Source organism: Pseudomonas sp. XP1, from assembly GCF_053557675.1.
Window position 1 is genome coordinate 86,762 of the sequence record NZ_JBNRIJ010000008.1, and the last position, 14,869, is coordinate 101,630.

10 protein-coding genes are annotated in these 14,869 nt (G+C 63.5%); 8 read left to right on the forward strand and 2 right to left on the reverse strand.

Annotated features, from left to right (window positions below; all coding sequences use genetic code 11):
• The first annotated feature begins 110 nt into the window (after positions 1 to 110).
• The 7 genes from betI (at position 111) to trxC (ending at position 11,612) form a co-directional block, all read left to right on the forward strand.
• Positions 111 to 767, forward strand: a complete 657-nt coding sequence (betI, locus tag ACK1U9_RS09920; protein WP_003259891.1) for a transcriptional regulator BetI — start codon at positions 111 to 113, stop codon at positions 765 to 767.
• A gap of 39 nt (positions 768 to 806) precedes the next feature.
• The gene (betB, locus tag ACK1U9_RS09925; protein ID WP_025340943.1) at positions 807 to 2,279 is read left to right on the forward strand and encodes a betaine-aldehyde dehydrogenase; all 1,473 of its coding nucleotides are present in this window, start codon (positions 807 to 809) and stop codon (positions 2,277 to 2,279) included.
• A 78-nt stretch (positions 2,280 to 2,357) separates the two neighbouring features.
• On the forward strand, positions 2,358 to 4,055 hold the full coding sequence (betA, locus tag ACK1U9_RS09930; RefSeq protein WP_108480381.1) for a choline dehydrogenase: 1,698 nt from the start codon (positions 2,358 to 2,360) through the stop codon (positions 4,053 to 4,055).
• A gap of 267 nt (positions 4,056 to 4,322) precedes the next feature.
• Entirely contained in the window at positions 4,323 to 6,065 is a 1,743-nt protein-coding gene (locus ACK1U9_RS09935; RefSeq protein ID WP_046613503.1) for a potassium/proton antiporter, read from the forward strand.
• A 35-nt stretch (positions 6,066 to 6,100) separates the two neighbouring features.
• A complete protein-coding gene (gene mscK, locus ACK1U9_RS09940) occupies positions 6,101 to 9,409 on the forward strand; it encodes a mechanosensitive channel MscK (protein ID WP_085602039.1) in 3,309 nt (1,102 codons plus the stop codon).
• A 180-nt stretch (positions 9,410 to 9,589) separates the two neighbouring features.
• Complete coding sequence (gene selO, locus ACK1U9_RS09945) at positions 9,590 to 11,050, forward strand: protein adenylyltransferase SelO (protein ID WP_108480382.1); 1,461 nt, start codon at positions 9,590 to 9,592, stop codon at positions 11,048 to 11,050.
• Positions 11,051 to 11,177: 127 nt separating this feature from the next.
• Entirely contained in the window at positions 11,178 to 11,612 is a 435-nt protein-coding gene (gene trxC / locus ACK1U9_RS09950; protein ID WP_063912048.1) for a thioredoxin TrxC, read from the forward strand.
• Here trxC and ACK1U9_RS09955 read toward each other — a convergent pair.
• Together ACK1U9_RS09955 and ACK1U9_RS09960 are read right to left on the reverse strand one after the other, a co-directional pair.
• Complete coding sequence (locus ACK1U9_RS09955; protein WP_046613507.1) at positions 11,609 to 12,382, reverse strand: ParA family protein; 774 nt, start codon at positions 12,380 to 12,382, stop codon at positions 11,609 to 11,611. The genes trxC and ACK1U9_RS09955 overlap by 4 nt on opposite strands.
• A gap of 136 nt (positions 12,383 to 12,518) precedes the next feature.
• Positions 12,519 to 13,430 carry a LysR family transcriptional regulator gene (locus tag ACK1U9_RS09960; protein ID WP_046613508.1) on the reverse strand — a complete coding sequence of 304 codons (912 nt, stop codon included), beginning with the start codon at positions 13,428 to 13,430 and terminating at the stop codon, positions 12,519 to 12,521.
• Positions 13,431 to 13,596: 166 nt separating this feature from the next.
• Between ACK1U9_RS09960 and ACK1U9_RS09965 the strand changes: the two genes are divergently transcribed.
• Positions 13,597 to 14,784: an MFS transporter gene (locus ACK1U9_RS09965; RefSeq protein WP_153671436.1), complete on the forward strand. Its 1,188-nt coding sequence runs from the start codon at positions 13,597 to 13,599 to the stop codon at positions 14,782 to 14,784.
• Positions 14,785 to 14,869 lie beyond the last annotated feature (85 nt).

A 14,869-nucleotide genomic window follows, 5' to 3' on the forward strand; every position in this document is an offset into this window, starting at 1 on the left:
TGTCGCAGAGCTTATTCTTTATTGATTGAACGTTCAATCAAAACAAAATAGACTGGCCTTCGCCGAGTCAGCCGCCCGTCGTCTGCTCGCAGGCCTGAGGAGATAGCAAGATGCCCAAGGTCGGTATGCAACCCATCCGCCGCCAGCAGTTGATCGAAGCCACGTTGCAGGCGGTCGATCAGGTCGGACTGGGCGACGCCAGCATTGCGCTGATTGCCCGTTTGGCCGGTGTGTCGAACGGCATCATCAGTCACTACTTTCGGGACAAGAACGGCCTGATCGCAGCGACGATGGGTTACATCATGAACATGCTCAACGAAGGTGTTAGAGCACGTCGCCAGGCCCTGACGGACGACAGCCCGCGCGCCCACCTGAAAGTGATCATCGAGGGCAACTTCGATGCCAGCCAGGTGAACGGCCCGGCGATGAAAACCTGGTTGGCCTTCTGGGCTTCCAGCATGCACCAGCCCGATTTGCACAGGTTGCAGCGGATCAACGACCACCGCTTGTATTCCAACCTGTGTTGCCAGTTCCGCCGCGCCCTGCCGCTCTACCATGCGCGCAAGGCAGCCCGTGGCCTGGCAGCCTTGATCGACGGCTTGTGGCTGCGTGGCGCCCTGTCGGGAGATGCATTCGACACCGACCAGGCGATACGGATTGCTTACGAATACATGGATCTACAACTGGCTAAGCAGCACACCCTGGGTACAAACGACCAGGCCGCTGAACAGCCGCGCACGGCCCTTGCCAACCCGGCAGGAGCGTGACGCGCAAGCCAAACCACACACTGCACTTGCGAGGACACTATGGCCCGTTTCGGAACGCAAAAACTCTACATTGATGGCGCTTACGTCGACGCTGGCAGCGATGCCACCTTCGAAGCCATCAACCCGGCTACCGGCGAAGTCCTCGCCCACGTGCAACGTGCCACCGAGGCTGACGTCGAGAAGGCCGTCGAAAGCGCCGAGCGTGGCCAGAAAGTCTGGGCCGCGATGACCGCCATGCAGCGTTCGCGCATCCTGCGCCGCGCCGTCGAGATCCTGCGCGAGCGCAACGACGAACTGGCTATGCTGGAAACCCTGGACACCGGCAAGTCGTACTCGGAAACCCGCTACGTCGACATCGTCACCGGCGCCGACGTGCTGGAGTACTACGCTGGCCTGGTTCCGGCCATCGAAGGCGAGCAGATCCCGCTGCGTGAATCGTCCTTCGTCTACACCCGCCGCGAGCCGCTGGGCGTGACCGCCGGTATCGGCGCCTGGAACTACCCGATCCAGATCGCCCTGTGGAAATCCGCCCCGGCCCTGGCCGCCGGCAACGCGATGATCTTCAAACCGTCGGAAGTCACCTCGCTGACCACCCTGAAACTGGCCGAGATCTACACCGAAGCCGGCCTGCCGAACGGTGTGTTCAACGTCCTGACCGGCAGCGGCCGCGAAGTCGGCACCTGGCTGACCGAGCACCCACGCATCGAAAAAGTCTCCTTCACCGGCGGCACCACCACCGGCAAGAAGGTCATGGCCAGCGCCTCGAGCTCGTCGCTCAAGGAAGTCACCATGGAACTGGGCGGCAAGTCGCCACTGATCATCTGCGCCGACGCCGACCTGGACAAGGCCGCCGACATCGCCATGATGGCCAACTTCTACAGCTCGGGCCAGGTGTGCACCAACGGCACCCGCGTGTTCATCCCGGCTGAAATGAAAGCTGCCTTCGAGGCCAAGATCGTCGAGCGCGTTGCCCGCATCCGCGCTGGCAACCCGGAAGACGAAAACACCAACTTCGGCCCGCTGGTCAGCTTCCAGCACATGGAAAGCGTGCTTGGCTACATCGCCAAGGGCAAGGAAGAAGGTGCCCGTGTGCTGTGCGGTGGCGAGCGACTGACCGCCGGTGACTTCGCCAAGGGCGCGTTCGTGGCCCCGACCGTGTTCACCGACTGCACCGACGACATGACCATCGTCAAGGAAGAGATCTTTGGCCCGGTGATGAGCATCCTCACCTACGAAACCGAAGAAGAAGTCATCCGTCGTGCCAACGACACTGAATACGGCCTGGCCGCCGGTGTCTGCACCAACGACATCACCCGCGCCCACCGCATCATCCACAAGCTGGAAGCCGGTATCTGCTGGATCAACGCCTGGGGCGAATCGCCGGCCGAAATGCCGGTCGGTGGCTACAAGCAGTCGGGCGTCGGCCGTGAGAACGGCGTCAGCTCGCTGGCTCAATACACTCGCATCAAGTCGGTCCAGGTCGAGCTGGGCGGCTACAACTCGGTCTTCTAAGGCCCTGTCCAGCCACGCCCGTGCCTCTGCGCACGGGCGTTCCCGCTCCCTGATCACCGCCAACACGAGGGTACTTTCATGTCCCAAGAATTCGATTACATCATCGTCGGTGCCGGCTCGGCCGGTAACACCCTGGCGACCCGCCTGACCGAAGACGCCGGCGTCACCGTACTGCTGCTGGAAGCCGGTGGCCCCGACTACCGCTTCGACTTCCGTACCCAGATGCCGGCCGCCCTGGCCTTCCCGCTGCAGGGCCGCCGCTACAACTGGGCCTACGAGACCGACCCGGAGCCGTACATGGGCGGCCGCCGCATGGAATGTGGCCGCGGCAAGGGCCTGGGTGGTTCGTCGCTGATCAACGGCATGTGCTACATCCGCGGTAACGCCATGGACTTCGACGGCTGGGCGGAACTGCCAGGCCTGGAAGACTGGACCTACCTGGACTGCCTGCCGTACTTCCGCAAGGCTGAAACCCGCGACATCGGCCCGAACGACTACCACGGGGGCGAAGGCCCGGTCAGCGTGACCACGCCGAAAGCCGGCAACAACCCGCTGTTCCACGCCATGGTCGAAGCCGGCGTGCAGGCCGGTTACCCACGCACCGAAGACCTCAACGGCTACCAGCAGGAAGGCTTCGGCCCGATGGACCGTACGGTGACCAAGAACGGCCGTCGTTCTAGCACCGCCCGTGGCTATCTGGACCAGGCCAAGAAGCGCCCGAACCTGACCATCGTCACCCACGCCCTGACTGATCGCGTACTGTTCGACGGCAAGCGCGCCATCGGTGTGACCTACCTGGTCGGTGACAGTGAAGAGCGCGTTGAAGCCCGTGCCCGCAAGGAAGTGATCGTCAGCTCTGGCGCAATCGCTTCACCGCAGTTGCTGCAGCGCTCCGGTGTTGGCCCGCGCGCCCTGCTGGAAAGCCTCGACATCCCGGTGGTACACGACCTGCCGGGCGTTGGCGAGAACCTGCAGGACCACCTGGAACTGTACCTGCAGTACGCCTGCACCCAGCCGGTGTCGCTGTACCCGTCGCTGCTGTGGTGGAACCAGCCAGCCATCGGTGCCGAGTGGATGCTCAACGGCACCGGCATCGGCGCCAGCAACCAGTTCGAAGCCGGTGGTTTCATTCGTACCCGCCCTGAATTCAAGTGGCCGAACATCCAGTACCACTTCCTGCCGGTGGCCATCAACTACAACGGCTCCAATGGCGTGAAGGAACACGGCTTCCAGGCGCACATGGGTTCGATGCGTTCGCCTGCGCGTGGCCGCATCCAGGCCAAGTCGAAAGACCCGCGCCAACACCCGAGCATCCTGTTCAACTACATGTCCACCGAGCAGGACTGGCAGGAATTCCGTGACGGCATCCGCCTGACCCGCGAAATCATGGCCCAGCCAGCACTGGACCCGTACCGTGGCCGTGAGATCAGCCCAGGCGCACACGTGCAAACCGATGAAGAGCTGGACAAGTTCATCCGCGAGCACGCCGAAACCGCCTTCCACCCATCCTGCTCGTGCAAGATGGGCACCGACGACATGGCAGTGGTCGACGGTGAAGGACGCGTTCATGGCATGAAGGGCCTGCGCGTGGTCGATGCGTCGATCATGCCGCTGATCATCACCGGCAACCTCAACGCCACCACGATCATGATCGCCGAGAAAATCTCGGACAAGATCCGTGGCCGCAAGCCGCTGCCGCGCAGCACCGCCAAGTACTACGTGGCCAACGGTGCACCGGTTAAGGGCAAGCCGATGCGTGAGGTCAAGCAGGCGTAAATCCTGCACCGGCCTTTTCGCGGTTAAACCGCTCCCACAGGGTTTGCACAGGTCTGGAAACTGTGCAGCACGTGTGGGAGCGGGGTTCACCCGCGAAAGGGCCTGCCCAGACAACACCAGAAAAGGCACCCACCGCGGTGCCTTTTTTTCATCTGCAGAAACGCTTTACAGCCTGCCAATTCATCAGGTTAGAATCATTTGGCACGCGACCTGCTAGCGTCATGCTATCAAGTCCCCTCCCCCCTGCGGTCCCCGGAGTATCTGCCTTTGGATGCAAGCACCATCAACAGCCTGTTCCTGATCGGCGCATTGCTGGTGGGCGCAAGTATCCTGGTCAGTTCGCTGTCGTCGCGCCTGGGCATCCCTATTCTGGTCATCATCCTCGCCGTCGGCATGGTCGCCGGGGTCGATGGTGGCGGCATCATCTTCAACAACTACCCGACCGCCTACCTGGTGGGCAACCTGGCGCTGGCCGTGATCCTGCTTGACGGCGGCCTGCGCACGCGGGTGGCGAGCTTCCGCGTGGCGCTGTGGCCGGCGCTGTCGCTGGCCACCATCGGCGTGATGATCACCACCGCCCTCACCGGCCTGGTCGCCGCCTGGCTGTTCGACCTGAGCCTGATCCAGGGCCTGCTGATCGGCGCCATCGTCGGCTCCACCGACGCCGCGGCAGTGTTCTCGCTGCTCGGGGGCAAGGGCCTGAACGAGCGGGTCACCGCCACCCTGGAGATCGAGTCGGGCAGCAACGACCCAATGGCGGTGTTCCTCACCGTCACCCTGATCGACATGATCGCCAGCGGCCAGACCGGCCTGCACTGGAGCCTGCTCACCCACTTGCTGCGCGAGTTCGGCATAGGCGGGCTGCTCGGCCTGGGCGGCGGCTGGCTGATGCTGCAGTTGGTCAACCGTATCAAGCTGGCTGGCGGCCTGTATCCCATCCTGGTGATCGCCGGCGGCCTGGTGGTTTTCTCGGCAACCAACGCCCTGCACGGCAGCGGCTTCCTTGCCGTGTACCTGTGCGGCCTGGTGCTGGGCAACAAGCCTATCCGCAGCCGCCACGGCATCCTGCACATGCTCGACGGCATGGCATGGCTGGCGCAGATCGGCATGTTCCTGGTGCTGGGGCTGCTGGTCACGCCCCACGACCTGCTGCCCATCGCCCTGCCGGCGTTGGGCCTGGCGCTGTGGATGATCCTGGTGGCGCGGCCGCTGTCGGTGGTCGCCAGCCTGTTGCCGTTCAAGGCCTTCCACGGCCGTGAAAAGGCCTTCATTTCCTGGGTCGGCCTGCGCGGTGCGGTACCGATCATCCTCGCGGTGTTCCCGCTGATGGCCGGCCTGCCGGACGCCCAGCTGTTCTTCAACCTGGCATTCTTCATCGTGCTGGTGTCGCTGCTGGTGCAAGGCACCAGCCTGCCGTGGATGGCCAAGTTGCTGAAAGTGACTGTACCGCCAGACCCAGCGCCAATCTCGCGTTCCGCGCTGGAAGTGCACATCACCAGCGAGTGGGAAATGTTCGTCTACCGCCTGGGTGCCGAAAAATGGTGCATCGGCGCCGCCCTGCGCGAGCTGAAAATGCCCGAAGGCACGCGAATCGCCGCGCTGTTCCGGGGCGAGCAACTGCTGCACCCGTCCGGCAGTACGGTACTGGAAGTAGGCGACATGCTCTGCGTGATCGGCCACGAGCACAACCTGCCGGCCCTGGGCAAACTGTTCAGCCAGGCGCCACAACGTGGTCTGGACCTGCGCTTCTTCGGTGACTTCGTGCTCGAAGGCGATGCCGAACTGGGTGCTGTAGCGGCGTTGTACGGCCTGAAACTCGACGGCCTGGACGCGAAAATGCCGCTGGCCCAGTTCATCCGACAGAAGGTCGGAGGCGCTCCAGTAGTAGGTGACCAGGTCGAATGGCATGGCACGATCTGGACCGTGGCCACCATGGACGGGAACAAGATCCAGAAAGTAGGCGTCAGATTCCCCGAAGGAACGCGACCCGGACCAGGATTGTTCCTCTAAACTTCGTTTCTGCCGGATCCACAAGTAGCCTGCCTATGTCCCTGCGCGTGTACCTCCGCACAGCCCTGCTCGGGCTGTGCCTGTCTCTCTCTTTTGCAGCCACCGCAGCAGAAGCCCCGACCACCGCCAGCATCCAGAACAGCCTCGACAAGATCGCCGAGCGCAAGCTGCCCGAGGCCGAGCAGAAAGCCCTGCAGCAGGTGCTGGAGCAAACCCTCAGCCTGCTCGCCAGCAAGGAAGACAACGAAAAGAAACTCGCTGCGCTGAAGCAGCAGCTTACCGGTGCGCCGAAAGAAACCAGCGACAGCCAGCGCGAACTGGCCAGGCTAAAGGAAAGCAAGCCACAGCCGGTGGCTCAGCGTTACGCCAGTCTCTCGGTGCCGCAACTGGAGCAGATGCTCAGCGAGCGCAGCACCCTGCAGGGCGAGCTGCAGAAGGCGTTGTCCGAAGCCAACAGCCTGATCATCAACTCACAGACCCGCCCGGAACGCGCCCAGGCCGAAATCAGCAACAGCCAAGCGCGCACCCAGCAGATCAACAGCATCCTCAAGACCGGCAAGGACGCCGGCAAACCGATCAACGCCGACCAGCGCAACCAGTTGAATGCCGAACTGGCATCGCTCAACGCGCTGACCCTGCTGCGCCGCCAGGAGCTGGCCGGCAACAGCCTGCTGCAAGATCTGGGCAACGCCCGCCACGACCTGCTGATCGAGCGCTCCGCGCGCCTGGAACAGGAAATCCAGGACTTGCAGACCCTGATCAACGACAAGCGCCTGGCCCAGTCCCAGGAAGCGGTCACCCAGCAGTCGATCGAGGCCCAGAAAGCCGGCGGCAGCAGCCTGCTGGCCACCGAAAGCGCGGTCAACCTCAAGCTCTCCGACTACCTGCTGAAAAGCACCGACCGCCTCAACGAACTGACCCAGCAGAACCTGCGCACCAAGCAGCAACTGGACACCCTGACCCAAGCCGACCAGGCGCTGGACGAGCAGATCAACGTGCTCAAGGGCAGCCTGCTGCTGTCGAAGATCCTCTACAAGCAGAAGCAGACCCTGCCGCACCTCAAGGTCGATCGCGACCTGGCCGACCAGATCGCCGACACCCGCCTGTACCAGTTCGAGGTCAACCAGCAACGCGAGCAGATGAGCAGCCCGGTAACCTATGTCGACAAGCTGCTGGCTGCCCAACCACAGGAAGATGTGACGCCACAGCTGCGCAAGGCCTTGCTGGAAGTGGCGATTACCCGCAGCGATCTGCTGGAGCGACTGAACCGCGAGCTGTCGGCGCTGCTCAACGAATCCATCACCCTGCAGCTCAACCAGAAGCAGCTGCTGGGCACCGCCCAGAGCCTGCGCACCACCCTCGACGAGCAGATGTTCTGGATCCCCAGCAACAAGCCGCTGGACTGGGACTGGCTGCGCTATGTGCCGGAGCGCCTGGCCGACCAGATGGCCAACCTGCCGTGGGGCTCGGGCCTGAAGGAGCTGGGCGACGGCCTGAGCCAGCGCCCCTTGCTGTTCCTGCCGCTGCTGCTGGTGATCGGCGCCCTGCTGTGGCGCCGCAAGTACCTGTACCAACGGCTGGGCAAGGTGCACCAGGACATCGGCCACTTCCGCCGTGACAGCCAGTGGCACACACCCCAGGCGATCCTCATAAACATCCTGCTGGCGATGCCGGTCAGCCTGGGCCTGGCCCTGTGCAGCTACGCCCTGCAGATCGACGCCCGCGGGCAGAACGCCAACCTCGGTGCGGCCCTCTGGCAACTGGCCCAGGCCTGGCTGGTGTTCTACACCGCCTACCGCATCCTCGCCCCGGGCGGCGTGGCGGAAATCCACTTCCGCTGGCACAAGCCACAGGTCGAGTTCCTGCGCGGCTGGGTGCGCCGCCTGGGCACCGTGGTACTGGCACTGGTCGGTGTGGTGGCGGTGGCCGAACATCAGCCTTCGGCGCTGGCCGATGATGTACTGGGTATCGGCGTGGTACTGACCTGCTACGCACTGATGGCCTGGCTACTCAGCCGCCTGTTGCTCAGCAGCCCGGCGCACCGCGACACCTCGCTGTTCCGCAAGGCCGTGGGTGTGGCCTTCACCGCCCTGCCCATCGCTCTGTTCGTGGCCGTGTGCTTCGGCTACTACTACACCGCGTTGAAACTTACCGACAGGCTCATCTACACCCTGTACCTGCTGCTGTTCTGGCTTGTGATCGAAGCCGCGTTCGTGCGTGGCCTGTCGGTGGCGGCACGGCGCCTGGCCTACCAGCGCGCGCTGAGCAAGCGGGCGGCCGCCAAGGAAGGCCTGGATGGCGAAGTCATCACCGAAGAGCCAACGCTGGACATCGAGCAGGTCAACCAGCAGTCGCTGCGCCTGATCCGCCTGGCCCTGCTTGGCGGCTTCATCGCCGGCTTGTACTGGGTGTGGGCGGACCTGATCTCGGTGTTCGCCTACCTCAACAATTTCGTCCTCTACGAATACACCAGCGGCACCGGCGCCGCCGCCAGCATGGTGCCGATCAGCCTCGGCGACCTGCTGGGCGCATTGGTGATCGTCGGCATCACCTTTGCCCTCGCCGGCAACTTGCCGGGCCTACTGGAAGTGCTGGTGCTGTCACGCCTGAACCTGGCTCAGGGCAGTGCCTACGCCACCACCACGCTGTTGTCGTACACCATCGTCGGTATCGGTATCGTCAGCACCCTGTCGACCCTGGGGGTCAGCTGGGACAAGCTGCAATGGCTGGTGGCCGCGCTGTCGGTGGGCCTGGGCTTCGGCATGCAGGAGATCTTCGCCAACTTCATCTCCGGCATCATGATCCTGTTCGAGCGCCCGGTGCGGATTGGCGACACCATCACCATCGGCAACCTGTCGGGCACGGTGAGCAAGATCCGCATCCGCGCCACCACGATTACCGACTTCGACCGCAAGGACATCATCGTCCCCAACAAGACCTTCATCACCGGTCAGCTTATCAACTGGTCGCTGACCGACACGGTCACCCGGGTAACGCTGAAGCTGGGCATCGACTATGGCTCTGACCTGGATCTGGTGCGTGACCTGCTGCTCAAGGGTGCCCACGAAAACCCACGCGTGCTCAAGGACCCGGAGCCGATCGTGTACTTCCTCAACTTCGGCGAGAGCTCGCTGGACCACGAGCTGCGCATGCACGTACGCGACCTGGGCGACCGCAACCCGACGCTGGACGAGATCAACCGCTACATCAACCGCGAGTTCAAGGCACACAACATCAAGATCTCGGTGCGCCAGGTCGAGGTGTTCCTGATGGATCCGAAGGGCGGCAAACAGCAGCTGATTCCGGTGGAGCAGCCGAAACCGGATGGCACTGCTTCGGCCTGAGTGGGCTCTAATACTTTATTCTGTGCAGAATCCCTGCGAGGGCTTTGCCCTCGATCGCCGGCAAGCCAGCTCCCACAGGGGCCGCGCCGCACCCAGGCCCTGCACATCCCCTGTGGGCGCTGGCTTGCCGGCGATAGGCCGCAAAGCGGCTCCCTAGGTACCGACTTCCAGGAGCAGCCCGTGAAAGCCCTCGACCAACTCACCTTTGACAATCGCTTCGCTCGCTTGGGTGACGCGTTCTCCACCCAGGTCCTGCCCGACCCCATCTCAGACCCGCGCCTGGTGGTAGCGAGCGAGTCGGCCATGGCGCTGCTCGACCTCGACCCGGCCCAGGCAGAGCTGCCGGTTTTCGCCGAGCTGTTCAGTGGCCAAAAGCTGTGGGAAGAGGCCGACCCGCGGGCTATGGTCTATTCCGGCCATCAGTTCGGCTCCTATAACCCACGCCTGGGTGATGGCCGCGGCTTGCTGCTGGCCGAAGTGCTGAATGACCAGGGCGAGCACTGGGACCTGCACCTCAAGGGCGCCGGACAGACGCCCTATTCGCGCATGGGCGACGGCCGCGCCGTGCTGCGCTCCTCGATCCGCGAGTTCCTCGCTTCCGAGGCCCTGCACGCCCTGGGCATTCCCAGCAGCCGGGCACTGTGCGTGATCGGCTCCAGCACCCCGGTGTGGCGCGAAACCCGCGAAAGCGCGGCGATGCTCACCCGCCTGGCGCAGAGCCATGTGCGTTTCGGGCATTTCGAATACTTCTACTACACCAGGCAGCCGGAACAGCAGCGCGTGCTGATCGACCATGTGCTGGAGCAGCACTACCCCGAATGCCGCGATGCCGTGCAGCCGTATCTGGCCATGTTCCGCACCATCGTCGAGCGCAATGCAGAGCTGATCGCCCTGTGGCAGGCCTATGGCTTCTGCCATGGGGTGATGAACACCGACAACATGTCGATCCTCGGCATCACCTTCGACTTCGGCCCGTACGCCTTCCTCGACGATTTCGACGCCAACTTCATCTGCAACCACTCCGACGACCGTGGCCGCTACAGTTACGCCAACCAGGTCCCTATCGCCCACTGGAACCTGAGTGCGCTGGCCCAGGCGCTGACCACGGTGATCGAAGTCGAAGCGCTCAAGGAGGCGCTGGGCCTGTTCTTGCCGCTGTACCAGGCACACTACCTGGACCTGATGCGCCGGCGTCTGGGCCTGACCACCGCGGAAGAGGACGACATGGCGTTGGTGGAGCGCCTGCTGCAGCGCATGCAGAGCGGTGGTGTGGACTACAACCTGTTCTTCCGCAAGCTGGGCGATCAGCCCGTCGCCGAGGCGCTGAAGGTGGTGCGTGACGACTTCATCGACCTGGCCGGTTTCGATGCCTGGGGGGCGGACTACCTGGCCCGCTGCGAGCGTGAAGCGGCCAATGCGGAAGGGCGGCGTGAGCGCATGCATGCGGTGAACCCGCTGTACGTGCTGCGTAACTACCTGGCACAGAAAGCCATCGAAGCGGCCGAAGCGGGGGATTACAGTGAAGTGCGACAGCTGCATCAGGTGCTGAGCCGCCCGTTCGAGGAGCAGGCCGGGATGCAGGGCTATGCCGAGCGACCGCCGGAATGGGGCAAGCACCTGGAAATCAGCTGCTCATCATGAATCCTGGGGCCGCTGCGCGGCCCATCGCGACACAAGGCTGCTCCTACAAGGGTACGCGATCTCCTGTAGGAGCGGCCTTGTGTCGCGATGGGCTGCAAAGCAGCCCCAAAAACCTCAAGGAATTGACATGTCCGAACCACTGGTAATCCCCTGCCCCCACTGCAACGGCCTCAACCGCCTGCCCGCCGAGCGCCTGGGCGACGCGCCGAAATGCGGCCGCTGCAAACAGGACGTGCTGCTGAGCACCCCTTTCGAACTCACCGAAGCCAGCTACGCCAGCCAGATCAAAGGCGATCTGCCACTGCTGGTCGACATCTGGGCGGATTGGTGCGGTCCGTGCAAATCTTTCGCCCCCACCTTCGAACAGGCCGCCCGCCAACTGGCCGGCCGCTGCCGCCTGGCCAAGCTCGACAGCGAAGCCAACCGCAACCTGGCCGGGCAACTGGGCATCCGCTCGATCCCCAGCCTGCTGCTGTTCAAGCATGGCCGTGAAGTCAGCCGTCAGGCCGGGGCGTTTCCACTCCAGTCGTTGATGGAGTGGTTGCGTAGCCAGGGGGTCTAAGCGTTCTCCTCGAGCAGCGAGTGCAACTCGACAAACTGCAGGGTCAGCTTGTGCCTGGGCTCCAGATGAATCAGCGGAAGGCTGGCATGGTGCGACTCACGCATCTTCACCGAGCTGCCCAGGTACACCGGTAGCACCGGGAGCCCTTCGGCCAGCAGCTCGTCGAGCATCTGCTGTGGCAGGCTGGCGCGGGACTGGAATTGGTTGACCACGATGCCTTCGACCACCAGGTCTTCGTTGTGGTCATCCTTGAGTTCTTCGATCTCGGCCAGCAGGCCATACAGGGCCTGGCGAGAGAAGCTGTCGCAGTCGAAAGGAATCAGCACGCGATCGGCGGCGATCAGTGCGGAAACCGCATAGAAGTTAAGCGCTGGCGGGGTATCGATGTAAATGCGCTCGTAGTCCTCGTCGAGTTCGTCGAGCAACTTACGCAGCTTGTTGATCTTGTGTTTCGCCTCAAGCTTCGGCTGCAGATCGGCCAGCTCGGCCGTGGCGGTGACCACGTGCAGGTTGTCGAACGGGGTTTCATAGATATCGACCTGATTCTTCTTGCTGAACGGCCCGCTGGACAGGCTTTGCTTGAAGAAGTCGGCGATGCCCATGGGGATATCGTCGCCGGTCAGGCCAGTCAGATACTGGGTCGAGTTGGCCTGGGCATCCAGGTCGATCAGCAGGGTCCGATAACCTTCGCTGGCGCTCACCGCCGCCAGGTTGCAAGCGATGCTCGACTTGCCCACGCCACCTTTCTGATTGAACACCACGCGCCGCATGATTGACCTCCGTGTATCAACGAATGCCCGAGTATGTGGTGCGGCTGCGGCAATGACCAGTGCCTTTTGCCCGAAGCAACAGCCTCAAGCCATGCGCGCCCGCTGTGGGTGCTGGCTTGCCGGCGATGGGGCCCGATCAGGCAACTACACTGCCCCCGCCAGCCACCTGCCCCGTGAGCAACTCGGCAAATGCCCGTGCCATCGCCGACCCACCATGCTCGCGCTGCACCAGCCACACCGCCGACATCGCCCCTTCATCCAGCAGTGTGCGATAAACCACCCCTTCGATGCGCATGCGCTGGAACGACGCCGGCAGCACCGATACCCCAAGCCCTGCCGATACCAGCCCGATGATGGTCATTGCCTCCCCCGCCTCCTGGGCAAAATGCGGGCTGAAACCCGCCTGGCGCGCCAGGCTCAGCAACTGCGCGTGCAACCCGCTGCCATAGCTGCGCGGGAAGAACACGAACGGTTCATGGGCCAGCGCGGCCATGTGCACGCCGTGGTCCGTGCCTTCGGCCAATGGATGCGAGGCATTGATCACCGCCACCAGCGGCTCGCGAAACAGTTCGGTGGCCACCAGCCCTTCCGGCAGCGGCATCGGCCGCATCAGCCCGACCTCGATAGACTCGTCAAACACCCCTTCCGCCACATCGCGACTGCTCATTTCCTTGAGGTTCAGGTGCACCGCCGGGAAGCGCTGGCGAAACGCGTGGATGGCCTTGGGGATCTTCGAGGTGAACGGTGCCGAGGAGGTAAAGCCGATCTTCATCTCCCCCAGCTCCCCCAACTGCGCACGCCGGGCGACATCGGCGGCCTTTTCCACCTGCGCCAGCACCTGGCGGGCCTCCTCGAGGAACAACCGCCCCGCCTCGCTCAGCTCGACCCGACGGTTGGTACGCTCGAACAGACGGGCCCCCAGCTCCTGCTCCAGCGCCTGGATCTGCTGGCTCAAGGGTGGCTGAGAAATGCCCAGCTGCTGGGCGGCGCGGCCAAAATGCAGCTCTTCGGCCACGGCGATGAAGTAACGCAAATGGCGCAGTTCCATGATCAGCTCCGAACAGGTCGCACAACGTCTTAAATAGGTCGAACAATATATTGGATCTAATCATTAGCCAGCTATATGCTTTTTTTCATTGCGCCAGAGGTACCCGCCCGTGAAAACTGCTGTAGCCCCCCTTCCCGTCGAGCCAGACCCTGCCCCGCTGAACGAAATGTGGATCGAAAAAGGCACACCCGCCTTCATGAAAACCGTGCTGGCGCTATTCAGCGGCGGCTTCGCCACCTTCGCCCTGCTGTACTGCGTGCAACCGATGATGCCGTTGCTGTCGAAGGAATTTGCCATCAATGCGGCGCAGAGCAGCCTGGTGCTATCAGTCTCCACAGCCATGCTGGCGTTCGGCCTGCTGATCACCGGCCCGATCTCCGACCGCATCGGGCGCAAGCCGGTGATGGTGTTTGCCCTGGTCTGCGCCGCCCTTTCCACCCTGGCCAGCGCTGTGATGCCGAGCTGGGAGCTGGTACTGGCCTCCCGCGCCCTGGTCGGCCTGTCGCTGAGCGGCCTGGCGGCGGTGGCGATGACCTACCTGAGCGAAGAGATCCACCCGCAGCACATCGGCCTGGCCATGGGCCTGTACATCGGCGGCAATGCCATTGGCGGCATGAGCGGGCGCCTGATCACCGGCGTACTGATCGACTTCGTCAGCTGGCACACGGCTATGCTCACCATAGGCGGCCTGGCCCTGGTGGCGGCGCTGGTATTCTGGAAGGTGCTGCCCGAATCGCGCAATTTCCGCCCGCAGGCGATGAACCCACGCAGCCTGCTGGATGGCTTCGTCAGGCACTTCAGGGATGCCGGCCTGCCTTGGTTGTTCCTCGAAGCCTTCCTGCTGATGGGCGCCTTCGTCACCCTGTTCAACTACATCGGCTACCGCCTGCTGGCCGAGCCCTATCACATGAACCAGGCGCTGGTCGGCTTGCTGTCAGTGGTGTACCTGTCTGGCATCTACAGTTCGGCGCAGGTGGGCGCGCTGGCTGACAAACTGGGCCGGCGCAAGGTGTTCTGGGCCAGTATCGTGGTTATGGCGGGCGGCTTGATGATGACCCTGGCCAGCCCGTTGGCGATGGTGATCGTCGGTATGCTGGTGTTCACCTTCGGCTTTTTTGGCGCGCACTCGGTGGCCAGCAGCTGGATCGGCCGCAGGGCTTTGAAGGCCAAGGGACAGGCGTCGTCGTTGTACCTGTTCAGCTATTACGCCGGGTCAAGTGTGGCCGGTACGGCGGGCGGGGTGTTCTGGCATCAGTGGGGCTGGAATGGCATCGGGCTGTTCATCGGCAGCCTGCTGGCGGTGGCGTTGCTGGTGGCGCTACGCCTGAGCAAGTTGCCGCCCAAGACAGCCTGAGCATGGGGCTGCTTTGCAGCCCATCGCCGGCAAGCCAGCTCCCACAGGATCCCACAAGGCTCATGACCTGTGGAGTACTTGTGGG